Raw genomic sequence first — 15,229 nt, forward strand, 5'->3', positions numbered from 1 at the left:
TGTGCCGTCAGCGTGCTGTCATGGGCCGGGAGGTGACGACCGCCATGGTCGCCGGGTCGGTCAGTTCCATCGCCTCGTCATCATTCAGCTGAAGCAGTTCGGCCAGCTTGGCGCGCCCTCGGTTGGCACGGCTCTTGATCGTCCCGACGGCCACGCCGCAGGAATCCGCGGCTTCCTCGTAGGAAGCTCCGAGCGCACCGACCAGGACCAGCGCTTCGCGCTGTTCGTCGGGCAACTGGTTGAAGGCGCGCTGGAAGTCGGCCAGGGCGAGGCGGCCATCATGGGCGGGTTTCTCGGACAGGCTTTCGGCAAAGACACCATCCACGTCCGCCACTTCGCGCCGGGTCTTGCGCAGGGAGGAGTAGTAGGTGTTCCGCAGGATCGTGAACAGCCAGGCGCGCAGGTTGGTCCCGGCCTCGAACTTGTCGATGTTCGTCCAGGCCTTGACGATGGCATCCTGCACCAGATCGTCGGCCGTGGCCGCGTTCCGCGTCAGGCCGAGCGCGAAGGCACGCAGGGCGGGCAGGTGGTCGACAAGTTCATCGCGCGGATTGGGGCCGGAAAGACCGCTGTCCTGAGACTTGGAATTGGCGTCTTGCGTCATTCCTTTGCCTCCGGGCTGCCTGCTTCCGCCTCGGTGGGGGACTGCTCCTGCAGCTGCTTCAGCAGGTCCTTGAACCGATCGGGGATTTCCTCGTCGAGTGTCGACTGGAAGACCCGGCGAAGGTTCTCGTCGATGCCGCCGTTTTCGCTTGATTTCGTCTGACCCAATTTAGTGTTCCTCTCACTTCCGAGAAATTCTCATCGCTGGCGGAACTCAACGCGGCTTCCGGCGTTGGGTTCCCGAAAAAAAGGAAAAAAGGGGATACGATGTCTGTCTCTTCAGGTACTGCAACTTCCACCGGCGATCTCGCGGCGCTCATCGGCACACACCTGCCATTCCTGCGTCGCTACGCGCGCGCGCTGACGGGAGCACAGTCCAGCGGTGACGCCTACGCCGCCGCCACGCTGGAGGCGATCCTTCAGGACCGTTCCGTCTTCGAAGGCGGCATCGGTGACAAGGCGGCCCTCTTCAAGGTCTTCCACACGATCTGGGCCAGCTCCGGCGCGCCGGTCGCGGTCGATGCCGCCGGGCTTGAAGCCCGCGCGCAAAAGCACATGGAAGCCCTCAGCCCGAACACGCGTGAAGCCCTGCTGCTTCACACGATCGAAGATTTCAACATCTCCGAAGTGGCCGCGATCATGGGCACGGACGAGGCAGAGGTCAACGTTCTGCTCGAAACCGCCCGTCAGGAAATGGCCGATGCGATCTCCGGCCGGGTTCTGATCATCGAGGACGAGGCCATCATCGCCATGGATCTGGAGGCGCTGGTCGCCGACATGGGCCATCGGATCACCGGCGTTGCCCGTACCCACCGCGAAGCCGTGGACCTGGGCCTGTCGGAACGCCCGAACCTTATCCTTGCCGATATCCAGCTGGCCGACAATTCCAGCGGGATCGACGCGGTGAACGAGCTTCTGGGCGCCATGGGCGAAGTTCCGGTGATCTTCATCACCGCCTTCCCGGAACGTCTGCTGACCGGCGAACGTCCCGAACCGGCCTTCCTGATCTCCAAGCCCTACCGCGAAGACCAGGTGCGCTCCGCGGTGAGCCAGGCCATGTTCTTTGCCTCGACCGAGACGCTGCGCGGCTGACCCCGGTCGTCGGTACGTGTCGCCGGGACCTGTCGCGCCTTTGCGAAATCACACACGCCCCGCCAGAAATGGCGGGGCGTTTCCCTGTCAGGATCGTCGTGTGGGCTCCGGGTGGCGATGGTGCCGGGTGTGATCCCCATCTTCCATCGTCTGGTTCCAGAAGGTCTGCGCCAGCAGCGCGATGACCCCCAACCCGAAGAAGAGCATGCAGATGATCTGAGCGATCCCTGCAGATGCTGCCGCGATCCCGGTGTATCCGAAGATGCCGGCGATAAGCGCGACAGCGAAGAAAGTAATGGGCCAGATCATGGCGCACCTCCTTTTCGTGTCCGCTTCGGCCCGTCTTGGGCCTCTTCATGATAACAACGCCGGGATGGGGGCAGGGTTCCTGATCCCAGGGCAGACCAGCCATGACGATACGTCAGGGTCCGGAAGGCGAATGCGCTTTCCGTTCCCCTTGTCCCGGCCCCTTGGCCTCGCGGCTTTCGCGGCGCGGTGGCGGGCCTACCGATCCAGATCGTCGCCCGCGGTGACGCCCGAAATCAGCTGGTATGACAGGAGATCGGGGATCGAGGCCGGGTCCCGGACCAGGGGGGCCATGCGCCGTGCGATGTCGCGCTTGCGTTCGCCGGGGGTGGCCAGGCTGGCGGCAGCCTCCTCTTCCTCGCTCATGAAGCGGAAGCGCAGGGCGGCCTTGGCCGGGGCCTGTACCAGCAGGGGCATGTCTTCGGGATGCACGGACCCGATGCGGGGATAGCCGCCGATCGTCTGGCATTCGGCGGTCAGCACGAAGGGGGTCCCGTCACCGGTGATCTGGATGTCGCCCGACTGGATCGGTTCCGACGCAATGCCGCCGGAGGCGACGTGCCAGACCGGCTCCGCCTGGCCCAGAAGCTGTATCGCCTGGCGGTTGCTGCGCGGGCCGCGGGCAAATGTGGCTGCTTCGAAGGCGGCGATCATCGCAGCAGAGAACAGGCCGGTCTGGGGACCGCGCAGCACGCGCAGGGTGCCGCCCTCGAACCGGCGCTCGGGGCGCAGGCCGCGCGGTGGATCCGCGGGCGCGCAGTCGCGGAAGGTGGGCAGGCTGTCCCCGGTCTGCAGAAGCTGCCCGATGCCGGCGGCCAGGTGGGCGGCCCGGCTGCCAAGCACTGGCGGCGTGGCGATGCCGCCGCCGGGGGTCAGGTAGCCGGTGGTCCCTTCCTGAACACCGCTGATCGAAAGTTCCTGTCCGGGGGCAAGGGGATGCGCCGCGTGCCAGGCAACGGGGCGGCCGTCGATGGAGGCCCGCATGGGGGCCCCTGTCAGGGCGATACGCATCGGGGCGGTCACGGCAAAGCGGCCGCCGGCACCGGGCATTTCTATCCCCGCCACGGGGGCGGACTGCCCCAGCAGCACGGCGGCTTCCCAAAGGGCCTGCGGATCCATCGCACCACCGCGGGACAACCCGCGCGCCGCATATCCCGGCCGGCCGAGGTCCTGAACCGTCAAGGCCGGTCCGGCAGAGGTGAGGGTCAGCATGCCGCCCATTGCTTCGTCGCTCATGTCAGCATCTCCAGCCGGGCACCGCCGAGAGGGGTTTCCTCCAGCCGGGCGCGTTCTTCTGCCGAAACGCGGGCGAACCGGATCTCGTCCCCGCTGCGCAGGGGCATCGGATCCTCTGCCTCCGGCTGGAAGGGGCGGAAGGAGGAGCGGCCGATCTGCAGCCATCCGGTGGGCGAGTCGCTGGTGAACATGACCATCTGCCTGATCGCGGCCGCCAGCGCACCGGGCGGCACGTCGCGCAGGGTCTTCTGCCGCGGGAAGTCCCAGTTTTCGGGCAGAACGCCCAGGTAGGGCTGCCCCGGGGCAAAGCCGATGGCCAGCACGCGCGGCGCGCTCGCCAGGATCTCTGCCACGGCGGCTTCTTCGGATTGGCCGGTTCCGGCGGCGGCCTCGGCCAGGCCGGGGGCGTCTTCGCCGTCGAAGCTGACGGGCAGGTGCCAGCGTCGCGTGGGCGCGGTTTCGGGCAGGTTCATCCAATCCCGGGAGGACAGAAGCCCCTGAAGGCGCGTGACAATCTGTTCCCGGCTGGTCCGTTGCGGATTGAAGCGCACCAGCACGGAGGCCAGCGCGGGGACGAGCTCCGCCACCTCTTCCAGGTCGCCTGCGGCCAGGGCAAAGGCGCGTGCCGCGCGGTTGGCCTCCGGCGTGAAGGCGCTGTCGAACCGGGCCAGCACCCCGTCCAGGCCCAGAGGTTCCAGCGAGGGGCCGCCGTTCAGGGTGTCGCGTTCTGCCACTTCGTTGGTCATCTGTCTCCAGCCTCCACGGGGGCTTCCCCGATGTCACGCAGCTTCTGCTTGACATAATTTTCAAAACGCTGACAAATTGTCAACGTAATGTGAATGTACCGAGCCCGACGTTAGATCCGGGCCTGACCCACAGGAGGACTACAAAATGAACGCGATTGCAAAGATGCTGACGGCTGGCGCCGTTTCCGCCCTGACCCTGGCGGCCCCTGCCGGGGCAGAGACCTGGAACATGCCGGTGCCCTACGGCGACACCACCTTCCACACCGTCAACATCCGCGAATTCGCCGCCGATGTTGCCGAGGCCACCGATGGCGCGCTGGAGATCGAGGTGCATTCCGCCGGCTCCCTCTTCCCGCATGGCGAAATCAAGAACGCCGTCCGCTCCCGCCAGGTGCCGCTGGGTGAGTTCTTCCTTTCGACCCTGCAGAACGAGGACGCGGCCTTCGGCATGGACAGCCAGCCCTTCCTCGCCACCTCCTATGACGATGCGGCCAAACTCTGGGCGGCGCAGAAGCCGGTGATCACCGAACTTCTGGCAAAGCAGGACCTGATGCCGCTCTTCTCCGTGCCGTGGCCGGCGCAGGGGCTCTACACTAAGAAGGAAGTGCAAACGGTTGATGACCTGGCCGGTCTGCGCTTCCGCGCCTACAACGCCGCGCTGGAACAGTTCGCCAACCTGGCCAAGGCCGCACCGGTCCAGGTGGAGGCGCCGGACATCCCGCAGGCCTTCTCCACCGGGCAGATCGACGCGATGATCACCTCTCCCTCCACCGGTGCCAACTCGAAAGCATGGGATTTCGTAAGCACTTACACGGCCATCGACGCCTGGATCCCCAAGAACATCGTGGTCGTGAACAAGAAGATGTTCGACCGCCTGCCCGAAGAGGTCCAGGCCGCCGTGCTGGAGGCCGCCGCAACCGCCGAAACCCGCGGCTGGGAAATGTCGGCCGAGGAAGCCGATGCCAAGAAGGCCGTGATGGCCGAAAACGGCATGGCGATCCTCGACCCTTCGGCGGAGCTGATGTCCGGCCTGCAGGAGATCGGCGCGACCATGCTGGAGGGCTGGAAGGCCTCTGCCTCCCCCGAGGCGCTGGCGATCCTCGACGCCTACGAGGCCGAGTGATCCGCCCCTGAACCACGGGCCCCGCGCAAGTCGCGGGGCCTTTCCGTTCCACTTCAACGCGGGGAGACGGGGCCATGCGGCGCCTGCTTGATACGCTTTACCTGGCCGGGGGCGCGGTCGCCGCGCTGGCGATCCTGGCCATCTGCCTGCTGGTTTCGGCCCAGGTCGGATTGAACATCCTGGCCCGGATCGGCGGGCCCGCCTGGTCCTTCACCATCCCGTCATACGCTGATTTCGCAGGCTTTTTCCTGGCCGCGGCGAGTTTCATGGCGCTGGCCTATACCCTGCGGGCGGGGGTGCACATCCGGGTCAACCTGCTGATTTCGCGCATGGGGTCGAAGACGGCCTGGGCGATGGAGCTGCTGACCCTGGTGCTGGCGACGGCCATGGCGGCCTATGCGACGCGCTACACCATCGGGCTGACCTTCGAAAGCTGGGACTTCGGCGACATGTCGACGGGGATGATCGCGGTCCCGCTCTGGATCCCGCAGCTGTTCATGGATGCGGGCCTGGTGCTGCTGACGCTGGCCTTTGCCGATACCCTGGTCGAAAGCCTGCGCGAGGGCCGTTCGATCATCACCGACAACGGCGAGGAGTGAGCAGTTGGACGCGCTTTCCGATCCCGTGATCTTCTCCATCCTGCTGGTCGTGCTGCTTGCGCTGCTGGCTGTGGGCACCTGGGTGGCCGTGTCGCTGATGGCGCTCGGCCTGGTTGCGATGGTCTTCTTCGCCAATGCGCCGCAGGGGCTGGTCCTGGCCACAACCCTTTGGGGACATTCGCATTCCTGGTCCCTTGCCTCGCTGCCGCTGTTCATCCTGATGGGGGAGATCCTGCTGCGATCGCGGCTGAGCCAGGACATGTTCTCCGGCCTTGCGCCCTGGCTGGGCCGGGTGCCGGGGCGGCTGTTGCACGTGAACGTGCTGGGCTGCGCGATCTTCGCTGCCGTCTCCGGCTCTTCCGCCGCGACGGCCGCCACCATCGGGCGGATGTCGGTGCCCGAGCTGAAGGAACGGGGCTATCCCGAAAGCCTCGTGCTGGGCACGCTGGCCGGGTCGGCAACCCTGGGCTTCCTGATCCCGCCGTCGATCATCCTGATCGTCTACGGCGTGGCGACCGAGCAATCCATCGCCCGCCTCTTCATGGCCGGCATCCTGCCCGGGGTTCTGCTGGTGTCGCTCTTCGCGGGCTATGTGATGCTGCGCGCGGCCCTGGCGCCGGGTAAAATTCCGCAGGAAGGTCAAAGCTTTACCCTGAAGGAAAAGCTGATGGCCTCGCGCCGGCTGATCCCGGTGATGCTGCTGATCCTGGGGGTGATCGGGTCGATCTACACCGGCGTTGCCTCCCCCACGGATGCGGCTGCCGTGGGCGTGCTGCTGTCGGTCGTGCTGGCCTTCGCATCGGGCGGCTTTGCCTGGCGCAACTTCTTCGAGGCGCTGATGGCGGCCACGAAAACCTCCTGCATGATCGCCTTCATCCTGATGGGCGCCGCCTTCCTGGCGATCTCCATGGGCTTTACGGGGATCCCCCGCAACCTGGCCGCCTGGATCGGCGCGATGGAGCTTTCGCCCTATGCGCTGCTGGCCGCGCTGACGGTGTTCTTCATCGTACTGGGTTGTTTCCTCGACGGAATTTCGGTGGTCGTGCTGACCACCTCGATCATCCTGCCGATGGTCGAAGCGGTGGGGATCGACCCGATGTGGTTCGGCATCTACCTCGTGCTGGTGGTGGAAATGAGCCAGATCACTCCGCCGGTGGGCTTCAACCTCTTCGTCATCCAGGGGCTGACCGGGATCGACATCCTGCGTGTCGCCAAGGCCGCTTTCCCCTTCTTCGGGCTGCTGCTGCTGGCGGTGGCGATCATCACCCTGGTGCCCGGTATCGTGACCTGGCTGCCGGAGGCGATGGCCAACCGTTGACGAGACCTGAAGCGGGCGCGCGTTCCGGCGAATACGTGCCCGCGGTTCTTTTGCCAGATCGCTGAAAAGGCGTGGAAAAAACGTCGGTATTACGTCGGTATCGCATCGGTATCGCGACGGTGCGTTTCCGGTGCGTTTCCGGTGCCCGCCGGCGCCCCCGGGGCCGCCGGGCAGGGGGCGCTGCCCCCCGCGCTGCCGCGCGTTCCCCGGAGTATTTTTGGCCCCGGAGTATTTTCGGCCCAGTGAGAGAGCGGGGCGCCGCCCGGTCCGGGCGCGAGGGTGCATGTGCGGCAGAGGTCGGACCCGCCCCTTGCCAAAGTCGGGTCCGGCAGGGGCTTGCCGATGATCCTGCATTTCGACCCGCCGGAAATACTCCGGGGGTGAATTGGGCCGCAGGCGCAAGAGGGGGCAGAGCCCCCTTCCTTCTCCTTTGTCGCGGGGCCCCCCGGTCAGCCCCCGGTCAGCCCCGGTCAGAGCGAGGCGGCGGCGCGGCTGGCCTGGTCGTAGAGGCCGGACATGCCGCGCAGGGCGGCGGCGATGCGGCGCAGTTCGGCGCCGTCGAAGCCGGTCGTGGGCAGGGTGCCCAACAGGCATTGCTGGCGGATCTTCTGGTAGGCCATGCAGAGCGCCTGGCCCGCGGGGGAGGTGCGGTAGAAGACCTCCTTGCCGCGTTTCTCGTTCGACAGCAGGCCCAGCTTCAGCAGCTTGCGCAGGGCGTAGTTGACCGTGTGCGTGTCCTCTATGTTGAGGATGAAGCAGATGTCGGTCAGCCGCTTTTCCCGGTCGCGGGAATTGGTGTTGTGCAGCACCAGGATTTCCAGCGGCGAGAGTTCCGGCAGGCCTGCTGCCGCCATGCAGCGCTGCATCCAGCGGGTGAAGGCGTTGTAGGCGATGATCAGCCCGTATTCGAACTCCGAGGCCTCCCAACCTTCCCCCTCTGCCAGGTGGCGGGAGGAGACGATGCGGCGGCTGGCATCGGGGATCGGCGCCTGGGGGGGCTTGTCGTCGGGAAGCTTGTCGCCGGGGCGGGGATCATCGGGGTGGGGATCATCGGGCATGGCGGGGGGCATGGCGGGCCTCGTTGCTGATAAAACGTCAGGGAATTATCGGTATTTTCGGTGTGAATTGAAAGGGGGGCGGTCTGGGGCCGCGGGTCGGGGTTCCTGTCGTGGGCGCGGGCGGGTAGGATGGTGCGAAGCGAACGGGCAGGTGAAGTGATGGGCAAGCGGGGCAGGCGGACTGGTCGCCTGGCGGCGGGAATGGCCGCGGCATGTATCGTGGCGGTCTGGGCCGCGCTGGCGGGTCTGCCGGTGGCCGCGCAGCAGGCCGTGCCGGCGGGGCAGGGGTTTACCGCCCTGGCGCGTGTCGATCCGGCGCAGAGCCGGATCCGCGACCGGCGCGGCGGCATCGACCTGACGCTGGCCCTGTCGCAGGGGGTGCCCTACCGCATCTTCACGCTGGAGGCGCCGCGCCGGGTGGTGCTGGATTTCCGCGAGGTGTCCTGGGCCGGGGTGACGGCGCAGGCGCTGTCGCGGTCGGAGCTGGTGCGCTCCGTCTCCATGGGGCAGTTCCGGCCCGGCTGGTCGCGGATGGTGCTGGAGATCGGCGCGCCCCTGGCGTTGCGGCAGGCGGGACTGCAGGTGGATCCTGACAGCGGCAAGGCGGTTCTGACGGCGCGGTTCGATCCGGTGAGCGAGGAGGAGTTCGCCCGGGCCTCCGGCGCGCCCGCGACGCCGGGGTGGGATGATGGGGGGGAGACGGGCGCGATCACCGTGCCGGAAGCGCCGCCGCGCCGCGCCGACGGCCCCCTGCGGGTGCTGCTGGATCCCGGCCATGGCGGCATCGACCCGGGCGCGGAGCGGGAGGGCATCGAGGAGGCGGACCTGATGCTGACCTTCGCGCGGGAACTGAAGGAGGTTCTGATCCGCTCCGGGGTGGAGGTCTACATGACCCGCAACACCGACACTTTCGTCAGCCTGGAGGGCCGCGTGGCGATGGCCCATGCGCTGGATGCGGACCTGTTCGTGTCGCTGCATGCGGATGCGCTGCCCTCGGGGCGGGCGCTGGGCACCACGGTGCATACCCTGGCGCGCAGTGCCAGCGACGAGGCGAGCCGGCTTCTGGCGGAGCGGCATGACCGCAGCGATCTTCTGGCCGGGCTGGACCTGAGCGGCAGCGACGACGAGGTGGCGGGGGTGCTGATGGACCTGGCCCGGGCGGAGACCCAGCCGCGCAGCGAGAAGCTGGCCGATGCGATCGTGCTGGCGCTGAAGGTGGAGGGGCTGCCGCTGAACACGCGACCGCGGCGGTCGGCGGGGTATTCGGTGCTGAAGGCGCCGGATGTGCCCTCCGTCCTGATCGAGACCGGGTTCCTGTCGTCGAAGCGCGACCGCGAGAACCTGGAGGATCCGGCCTTTCGCGCGCGGCTGGCGGAGGCGGTGAAGGACGGGGTCCTGGCCTGGAAGTTGGAGGATGACGCCCTGGCGCCCTTGCGGATGAAGTAGGTGGCCGGGGGTGGTGCGTGGGGGCGCGATTGGTGGATTGCATCCACCCTACGGAGTGGCGAGTTGGACGACGGCGTTGCGAGGTGGGCGACGGCGTTGCGGGTTGGACGACGGCGTTGCGGGGTGGGCGACGACGTTGCGAGTTGGGTGACGGCAGTGCGGGGTGGGCTGCGTCCTTGCCGGGGCGGCGGGCGGAGGGCTGCCCGCGGGCGGGCTTGCGGCAATGTGTTTTGACCCTCGGGGACGCCCACTCTATATGGTCGGGTTCAAGCAGAGGGGCCCCCGCGCGTGATCAGATTCGTCCTTTCCTTTCTGGGTGGCATTTTCACCCTGGTGACCGCCGCGATCATGATGATCGCCCTGTCGGTCGGTGCGATCTTCTGGGTCTACGGGCGGGACCTGCCCAGCCACGAGGCCCTGGCGCGCTATCAGCCGAAATCCATCAGCCGGATCTATTCCGCCGAAGGCCAGCTGATCGACGAATTCGCGCGCGAACATCGCCTTTACACCCCGACCGAGGAAATCCCGGACCTGGTGAAATTCGCCTTCATCTCTGCCGAGGACAAGAATTTCTACACCCACGCCGGCTATGACCCGCGCGGCATCGCCGCGGCGCTGATCGAGGCGGTGAAGAGCCGGGGCCAGTCGGTGCGCGGGGCCTCGACCATTCCGCAGCAGGTGGCGAAGAACCTGTTCCTGTCGGGCGACCGCAAGATCGAACGCAAGGTGAAGGAGGTCATCCTGGCCACCCGCCTGGTGCAGAGCCTGCCCAAGGACGAGATCCTGGGCATCTACCTGAACGAGATCTTCCTGGGCCAGAACTCCTACGGGGTGACGGCCGCCGCGCGGACCTATTTCAACAAGTCCCTGACGGAGCTGAGCCCGGCGGAGGCGGCGATGCTGGCCTCGATGCCCAAGGCGCCGTCGGACTACCACCCGGTGCGCCAGGAAAAGCGCCTGCATGACCGCCGCGACTACGTGCTGCGGGAGATGTGGCAGAACGGCTATATCGACGAGCCCACCTACCGCGAGGCCGTGGCTTCGCCGATCCAGTCTGTCCAGGGCGGCGATTTCGAGCCCTTCCGCGACAGCGTCCCGCCGCGCGACTACTTCACCGACGAGATCCGCCGCCAGCTGAGCCGCGATTTCGGCGAGGAGGAGTTCTTCTCCGGCGGGTATTCGGTGCGCGCGACGGTGGATCCGGAAATGCAGAGGGATGCCGCCACCGCCCTGCGCCGCAAGCTGGAAGAGATCGACCGCCGCCTGGGTGTCTGGCGCGGCACGGGCAAGACCATCGACGCGGCGCTCTTGGACGACGAGGCGGGCTGGCGCGAGGCGCTGTCGCGTGCGGGTCTGCCGCGCGATATCGACCTGGAGGGCAAGTGGCTGCCCGCCGTGGTGCGCGATGTGGCGGCGCAGAGCCTGACCATCGGAATCGACGGCGTGGCCAGCGACGATCCGCGCGGCAACAGCGTGCCGCGCAGCGACATCAAGTGGATGAAGGGCGATTTCTTCGACAACTTCACCCCCGGCGACCTGGTCCTGGTGCGCGAGGCGAAGACCAGCGGCGGTGAGTTCGACCACTGGTCCCTGCGCCAGGTGCCGGAGCTGGAAGGCGGCTTCATGGCGATGGACGTCAACAACGGCCGCGTGATCGCCATGCAGGGCGGGTTCAGCTACCAGTCCTCGGTCTTCAACCGCGCCACCCAGGCGCGGCGCCAGCCCGGGTCGAGCTTCAAGCCCTTCGTCTATGCCACCGCGCTGGACAGCGGCTATACCCCGGCGACCATCGTCATCGACGCGCCGATCGAGATCGACACGCCCGACGGGGTCTGGCGGCCCAAGAACTCCTCCAACAAGTATTACGGCCCGACGCCGCTGCGCACGGGGATCGAGATGTCGCGGAACCTGATGACGATCCGCCTGGCGCGCGAGGTCGGCATGGACACGGTGGCGCAATATGCCAAGCGCTTCGGCGTCTACGACGACATGCAGCCCTACCTGGCCAATGCCCTGGGCGCAGAGGAGACGACGCTGTTCAAGATGGTGTCGGCCTATGCGATGTTCGCCAATGGCGGCGAACGGGTGGAACCCACCCTGGTCGACCGGGTGCAGGACCGTTACGGCAAGACCGTCTATCGCCATGACCAGCGGGTCTGCACCGACTGCGCCAACCCCGACATCGCGCCCAGCGAGGGCCCGCGCATCGTGTCCCATCGCCAGCGGGTGATGGATGCGATCACGGCCTACCAGCTGACCTCGATGATGGTGGGCGTGGTTCAGCGCGGCACGGCGGCGGGTGTGGTCAACCTGGGCGTGCCCACGGCGGGCAAGACCGGGACGACCAACGACGCGCGCGATGCCTGGTTCATCGGCTTCACCTCCAACATCGTGGCGGGCTGCTACATCGGTTACGACAACCCCCGGCCGATGCTGGGCGGGCGCGGCTATGGCGGCACCCTGTGCGGACCGGTCTTCCAGGAGTTCATGACCGAGGCGGTGAAGAAGTTCGGCGGCGGTCCCTTCCGGGTGCCCGAGGGCGGCCATTTCATCAAGATCGACCGTTATACCGGCGCCCGCCTGCCCGACGACGCCAGTGGCGCCAACGTGGTGGCGGAGCTGTTCCGCGACGGCGAGGAGCCGATCTTCGGCATCTACTACGACGGCGGTTTCGCCATGGGATCGGACCTGCCGCTGTTCGACGATGCGGCCCAGGCGCAGGGCGAGCAGCAACAGCAGGTGACGACCTCCACCGGGGAGACGGCGACGATCGGGCCGAAGGCCGGGTTCGGGACGCTGTCCTCGGGCGGGCTGTACTGAGCTGGTCGCAGCGACGGGATGGAAGGGCGGGGGAGACCCCGCCCTTTTGCGTTTCCGGGGGGCGGTGGTGCGGGTGCGTTGGGGGCGGTGCGATGGCGGGGTGGTGCGAAGGCGGGGTGAACCCCGCCCTACGGGGGCGGGATGCGGGTGGTGGGGGTGGTGTGATGGCGGGGTGAACCCCGCCCTACGGGGCGCGGTGGAAGTGGAGGTCGGTGCCCTCTGTCCGGACATGGCGGAAGCCGAGGCGGGTGAGCAGCGCGCGGGAGCGGGTGTTGGCCGCCTCCGTATCGGCGATGAAACCCGTGACCCCGGGGCGAGCAGAGAGCGCGGCGAGGGTCAGGCGGCAGGCCTTGTAGGCGATGGAACGGCCCCAGGTGCCGGGCGAGAGGACATAGGCCAGGCTCGCCTGCCCGTCGGCGCCGACGGTCGCCTGTGTGTAGCCCACGGCGGTGTCGCCTTCGAAGACGGTCCAGTTGAGCCAGGTCTGTCCGCTTTCGGGCGGCGCACCGGCCTGCAGGCGGCGGATGCGGGCCTCCAGCGCCGCGGCGGAGGCGGGCGGGCCGCCGTCGAGGAATGTATAGATCCGGGGATCGCGCAGGGCCGCGTAGAGCGCCTCTGCATGTTCGGGGGCCTGGGGGGTGATGCTGACGTTCATGCCTGCCTTTCGCGGAAAGATCCGGGCCGCAGCCTAACGCGGGCCGGCGGGCGCCGCCAAGGCGCCGTAGGGTGGGAGACATCCCACCATCCCCCGTCTGGCTCCCGTCTCTCCTCCCGTCTGCGTCCCGGCGGCCGGCCGATGCGTAGGGCGGGGTTCACCCCGCCTTCACCCCACGCCCGCCTTCCCCTCACCCCGCCTTCCCCTCACCCCATCTCCGCCCTCACCCCGCCTTCGCCACCCCCGGCGCCGCCCGTTGCAGCATGCCGAACAGATCGCGCGGCTCGTCCGGGTCGGCGAGCAGGTCAAGCTGCTGGCAGTGCGGGTGGCTCTCCAGCAGGGCGCGGACATGGCGCAGGGCCGAGAAATCCTCGGTCGCGAAGCCCACGCTGTCGAAGAGCGTCACCTGGCGCGCGTCCGTCCGGCCCGGCGCGGCGCCGGTGAGCACTTCCCAGAGCTCGGTCACCGGGTGGTCCGGGGCCAGCTGCTGGATCTCGCCCTCGATCCGGGTCTGTTCTGGGTATTCCACGAAGATCGCCGCGCGGTGCAGGATGTCGGGATGCAGTTCCGTCTTGCCCGGGCAGTCGCCGCCGACGGCATTCAGGTGCACGCCCGCGCCCACCATGTTGTCCGTGAGGATCGTGGCGTACTGCTTGTCCGCCGTGGCGGTAGTGATGATGTCGGCGCCTTCCACCGCTTCCTCCGCGCTGTCACAGCGGGTGATCTGGAACCCGAAGGGCGCGAGGTTGGCGGCGCAGCGTTCGGTCGCGGCGGGGTCGATGTCGTAAAGCCGCAGCCGGTCGATGCCGAGCAGGGCGCGGAAGGCCATGGCCTGAAACTCGGACTGGGCGCCGTTGCCGATGATGGCCATGGTCCGGCTGTCGGGCCGCGCCAGTGCCCGGGCGGCCAGGGCGGAGGTGGCGGCGGTGCGCAGGGCCGTCAGGATGGTCATTTCCGACAGCAGCAGCGGGTAGCCGGTTTCCACGTCCGAGAGCACGCCGAAGGCCGTCACCGTCTGCCGCCCCGAGCGCGTGTTGCCCGGGTGGCCGTTGACGTATTTGAACCCGTAGAGCGTCCCGTCGGAGGTGGGCATCAGTTCGATCACGCCGCCGGGCGAATGGGCCGCCACGCGGGGCGTCTTGTCGAAGAGCGGCCAGCGGCGGAAGTCTTCCTCCACCGTTTCGGCCAGCCCCGTCAGGAAGGGTTCGATGCCCACGGAATGAACCAGGCGCATCATGTCGGCGACATCGACGAAGGGGACGAGGTTGAGGGCGGTCATGCGAAGCTCCTGCGTTCGGGGACGGTGTTGGGACGGTCGAGGGTGCGTTCGCCCATGAGCGAGGCCGCGAGGTCGCACATCAGCCATGCGGTGCGGCCGCGTTCATCGAGGAAGGGGTTCAGTTCCACGAGGTCGAGGGAGGTCACGAGGCCGCTGTCGTGCAGCATCTCCATCGCCAGGTGCGCTTCGCGGAAGGTGGCGCCGCCGGGGACGGTGGTGCCGACGGCGGGCGCGATCCCGGGGTCGAGGAAATCGACGTCGAGGGAGACATGCAGCAGGCCGTTTGCCTGCACCACCCGGTCGAGGAAGGCGCGCAGCAGCGGGCCCAGCCCGTGTTCATCCAGCGCGCGCATGTCGTGGGCGGTCACCGGGCTGTCCGCCAGGGCCGCGCGTTCGGCGGGATCGACGCTGCGCAGGCCCATGATGCAGGTATGTTCGGGCGCCACGGCATGGGTGAGGGGCGGGAAGCCTTCGAACCCGGGGCGGCCGGTGACATAGGCCAGCGGCGTGCCGTGCAGGTTGCCGGAGGTCGTGGAGGAAAGGTCGTGGAAATCGCTGTGCGCATCGAGCCAGAGCACGAAGAGCGGCCGGCCCATGTCGGCAGCACGGCGGGCAAGGCCCGAGACGGTCCCGGCGGAGAGCGCGTGATCGCCGCCGAGGAAGATCGGCATGGCGCCGTCGCTTTCCCGGTGGGCGACCCCGGCCAGGGTTTCCGTCCAAGCGGCGACTTCGGGCAGGGCCTTTAGTGCAGGGTTGGGATGGGTTTCGTCTGCGAAGGGGCCCGAAGCGTGGGGGCGGGGGGCGATATTGCCCAGGTCGCGGATGTCATGGCCCAGCCTGCCGAGGGCCGCCGCGAGGCCCGCCGCGCGAAAGGCCGAGGGCCCCATGTCGCAGCCCTGTTGGGAGGCGCCCGCCTGCAGCGGTACGCCGATGAGTTTGCACAGCATA

15 protein-coding genes are annotated in these 15,229 nt (G+C 67.9%); 6 read left to right on the top strand and 9 right to left on the bottom strand.

Features of this window, described 5'->3' with window-relative positions; all coding sequences use genetic code 11:
* Nucleotides 1-7: 7 nt before the first annotated feature.
* Nucleotides 8-604 carry an RNA polymerase sigma factor gene (locus tag AC2IR1_RS06550; protein ID WP_486475480.1) on the bottom strand — a complete coding sequence of 199 codons (597 nt, stop codon included), beginning with the start codon at nucleotides 602-604 and terminating at the stop codon, nucleotides 8-10.
* Nucleotides 601-771 (bottom strand): NepR family anti-sigma factor, encoded by a 171-nt coding sequence (locus AC2IR1_RS06555; protein ID WP_486475481.1) that lies wholly within the window; start codon nucleotides 769-771, stop codon nucleotides 601-603. The genes AC2IR1_RS06550 and AC2IR1_RS06555 overlap by 4 nt, the downstream gene beginning before the upstream one ends.
* 99 nt (nucleotides 772-870) lie before the next feature.
* Here AC2IR1_RS06555 and AC2IR1_RS06560 point away from each other — a divergent pair, with 99 nt between their 5' ends.
* Entirely contained in the window at nucleotides 871-1,695 is an 825-nt protein-coding gene (locus AC2IR1_RS06560) for a response regulator (RefSeq protein ID WP_486475482.1), read from the top strand.
* 87 nt (nucleotides 1,696-1,782) lie between these two features.
* On the opposite strand, the gene AC2IR1_RS06565 is transcribed toward AC2IR1_RS06560, so the two are convergent.
* The 3 genes from AC2IR1_RS06565 to AC2IR1_RS06575 all read right to left on the bottom strand — a co-directional run bounded on the left by AC2IR1_RS06565 (nucleotide 1,783) and on the right by AC2IR1_RS06575 (nucleotide 3,983).
* On the bottom strand, nucleotides 1,783-2,004 hold the full coding sequence (locus AC2IR1_RS06565; protein ID WP_486475483.1) for a DUF1328 family protein: 222 nt from the start codon (nucleotides 2,002-2,004) through the stop codon (nucleotides 1,783-1,785).
* 195 nt (nucleotides 2,005-2,199) lie between these two features.
* Nucleotides 2,200-3,237: a 5-oxoprolinase subunit C family protein gene (locus tag AC2IR1_RS06570; RefSeq protein WP_486475484.1), complete on the bottom strand. Its 1,038-nt coding sequence runs from the start codon at nucleotides 3,235-3,237 to the stop codon at nucleotides 2,200-2,202.
* A complete protein-coding gene (locus tag AC2IR1_RS06575) occupies nucleotides 3,234-3,983 on the bottom strand; it encodes a 5-oxoprolinase subunit B family protein (protein ID WP_486475485.1) in 750 nt (249 codons plus the stop codon). Before AC2IR1_RS06575 ends, AC2IR1_RS06570 begins: the two co-directional genes overlap by 4 nt.
* A gap of 145 nt (nucleotides 3,984-4,128) precedes the next feature.
* On the opposite strand from AC2IR1_RS06575, the gene AC2IR1_RS06580 reads away from it, so the two are divergent.
* From AC2IR1_RS06580 to AC2IR1_RS06590, 3 genes are all read left to right on the top strand, one after another.
* Complete coding sequence (locus AC2IR1_RS06580) at nucleotides 4,129-5,106, top strand: TRAP transporter substrate-binding protein (protein WP_486475486.1); 978 nt, start codon at nucleotides 4,129-4,131, stop codon at nucleotides 5,104-5,106.
* Nucleotides 5,107-5,180: 74 nt separating this feature from the next.
* Entirely contained in the window at nucleotides 5,181-5,705 is a 525-nt protein-coding gene (locus AC2IR1_RS06585) for a TRAP transporter small permease (RefSeq protein WP_486475487.1), read from the top strand.
* A 4-nt stretch (nucleotides 5,706-5,709) separates the two neighbouring features.
* Nucleotides 5,710-7,023, top strand: a complete 1,314-nt coding sequence (locus tag AC2IR1_RS06590) for a TRAP transporter large permease (RefSeq protein ID WP_486475488.1) — start codon at nucleotides 5,710-5,712, stop codon at nucleotides 7,021-7,023.
* A gap of 470 nt (nucleotides 7,024-7,493) precedes the next feature.
* Here AC2IR1_RS06590 and AC2IR1_RS06595 read toward each other — a convergent pair whose 3' ends face one another.
* On the bottom strand, nucleotides 7,494-8,093 hold the full coding sequence (locus AC2IR1_RS06595) for a winged helix DNA-binding protein (RefSeq protein WP_486475489.1): 600 nt from the start codon (nucleotides 8,091-8,093) through the stop codon (nucleotides 7,494-7,496).
* Nucleotides 8,094-8,282: 189 nt separating this feature from the next.
* On the opposite strand from AC2IR1_RS06595, the gene AC2IR1_RS06600 reads away from it, so the two are divergent.
* Nucleotides 8,283-9,527, top strand: coding sequence for an N-acetylmuramoyl-L-alanine amidase (locus AC2IR1_RS06600; protein WP_486475490.1), 1,245 nt, complete (start codon nucleotides 8,283-8,285; stop codon nucleotides 9,525-9,527).
* Between the two features lie 288 nt (nucleotides 9,528-9,815).
* Nucleotides 9,816-12,347: a penicillin-binding protein 1A gene (locus tag AC2IR1_RS06605; protein WP_486475491.1), complete on the top strand. Its 2,532-nt coding sequence runs from the start codon at nucleotides 9,816-9,818 to the stop codon at nucleotides 12,345-12,347.
* Between the two features lie 184 nt (nucleotides 12,348-12,531).
* Here AC2IR1_RS06605 and AC2IR1_RS06610 read toward each other — a convergent pair whose 3' ends face one another.
* From AC2IR1_RS06610 to rocF, 3 genes are all read right to left on the bottom strand, one after another.
* Nucleotides 12,532-13,002 carry a GNAT family N-acetyltransferase gene (locus tag AC2IR1_RS06610; RefSeq protein ID WP_486475492.1) on the bottom strand — a complete coding sequence of 157 codons (471 nt, stop codon included), beginning with the start codon at nucleotides 13,000-13,002 and terminating at the stop codon, nucleotides 12,532-12,534.
* 223 nt (nucleotides 13,003-13,225) lie between these two features.
* A complete protein-coding gene (locus AC2IR1_RS06615) occupies nucleotides 13,226-14,281 on the bottom strand; it encodes an ornithine cyclodeaminase (protein ID WP_486475493.1) in 1,056 nt (351 codons plus the stop codon).
* Nucleotides 14,278-15,228 carry an arginase gene (gene rocF / locus AC2IR1_RS06620; RefSeq protein WP_486475494.1) on the bottom strand — a complete coding sequence of 317 codons (951 nt, stop codon included), beginning with the start codon at nucleotides 15,226-15,228 and terminating at the stop codon, nucleotides 14,278-14,280. The genes AC2IR1_RS06615 and rocF overlap by 4 nt, the downstream gene beginning before the upstream one ends.
* Nucleotide 15,229 lies beyond the last annotated feature (1 nt).

The sequence above is a fragment of the Pseudooceanicola sp. NS-SX8 genome (assembly GCF_057380755.1).

Excerpts from the sequence above, each read along its gene's own strand:
- rocF (WP_486475494.1), bottom strand. The coding sequence starts at position 15,228 with ATGCTGTGCAAACTCATCGGCGTACCGCTGCAGGCGGGCGCCTCCCAA.
- AC2IR1_RS06615 (WP_486475493.1), bottom strand. The coding sequence starts at position 14,281 with ATGACCGCCCTCAACCTCGTCCCCTTCGTCGATGTCGCCGACATGATG.
- AC2IR1_RS06565 (WP_486475483.1), bottom strand. The coding sequence starts at position 2,004 with ATGATCTGGCCCATTACTTTCTTCGCTGTCGCGCTTATCGCCGGCATC.
- AC2IR1_RS06595 (WP_486475489.1), bottom strand. The coding sequence starts at position 8,093 with ATGCCCCCCGCCATGCCCGATGATCCCCACCCCGATGATCCCCGCCCC.
- AC2IR1_RS06580 (WP_486475486.1), top strand. The coding sequence starts at position 4,129 with ATGAACGCGATTGCAAAGATGCTGACGGCTGGCGCCGTTTCCGCCCTG.
- AC2IR1_RS06550 (WP_486475480.1), bottom strand. The coding sequence starts at position 604 with ATGACGCAAGACGCCAATTCCAAGTCTCAGGACAGCGGTCTTTCCGGC.
- AC2IR1_RS06600 (WP_486475490.1), top strand. The coding sequence starts at position 8,283 with ATGGCCGCGGCATGTATCGTGGCGGTCTGGGCCGCGCTGGCGGGTCTG.
- AC2IR1_RS06575 (WP_486475485.1), bottom strand. The coding sequence starts at position 3,983 with ATGACCAACGAAGTGGCAGAACGCGACACCCTGAACGGCGGCCCCTCG.
- AC2IR1_RS06610 (WP_486475492.1), bottom strand. The coding sequence starts at position 13,002 with ATGAACGTCAGCATCACCCCCCAGGCCCCCGAACATGCAGAGGCGCTC.
- AC2IR1_RS06585 (WP_486475487.1), top strand. The coding sequence starts at position 5,181 with ATGCGGCGCCTGCTTGATACGCTTTACCTGGCCGGGGGCGCGGTCGCC.
- AC2IR1_RS06570 (WP_486475484.1), bottom strand. The coding sequence starts at position 3,237 with ATGAGCGACGAAGCAATGGGCGGCATGCTGACCCTCACCTCTGCCGGA.
- AC2IR1_RS06560 (WP_486475482.1), top strand. The coding sequence starts at position 871 with ATGTCTGTCTCTTCAGGTACTGCAACTTCCACCGGCGATCTCGCGGCG.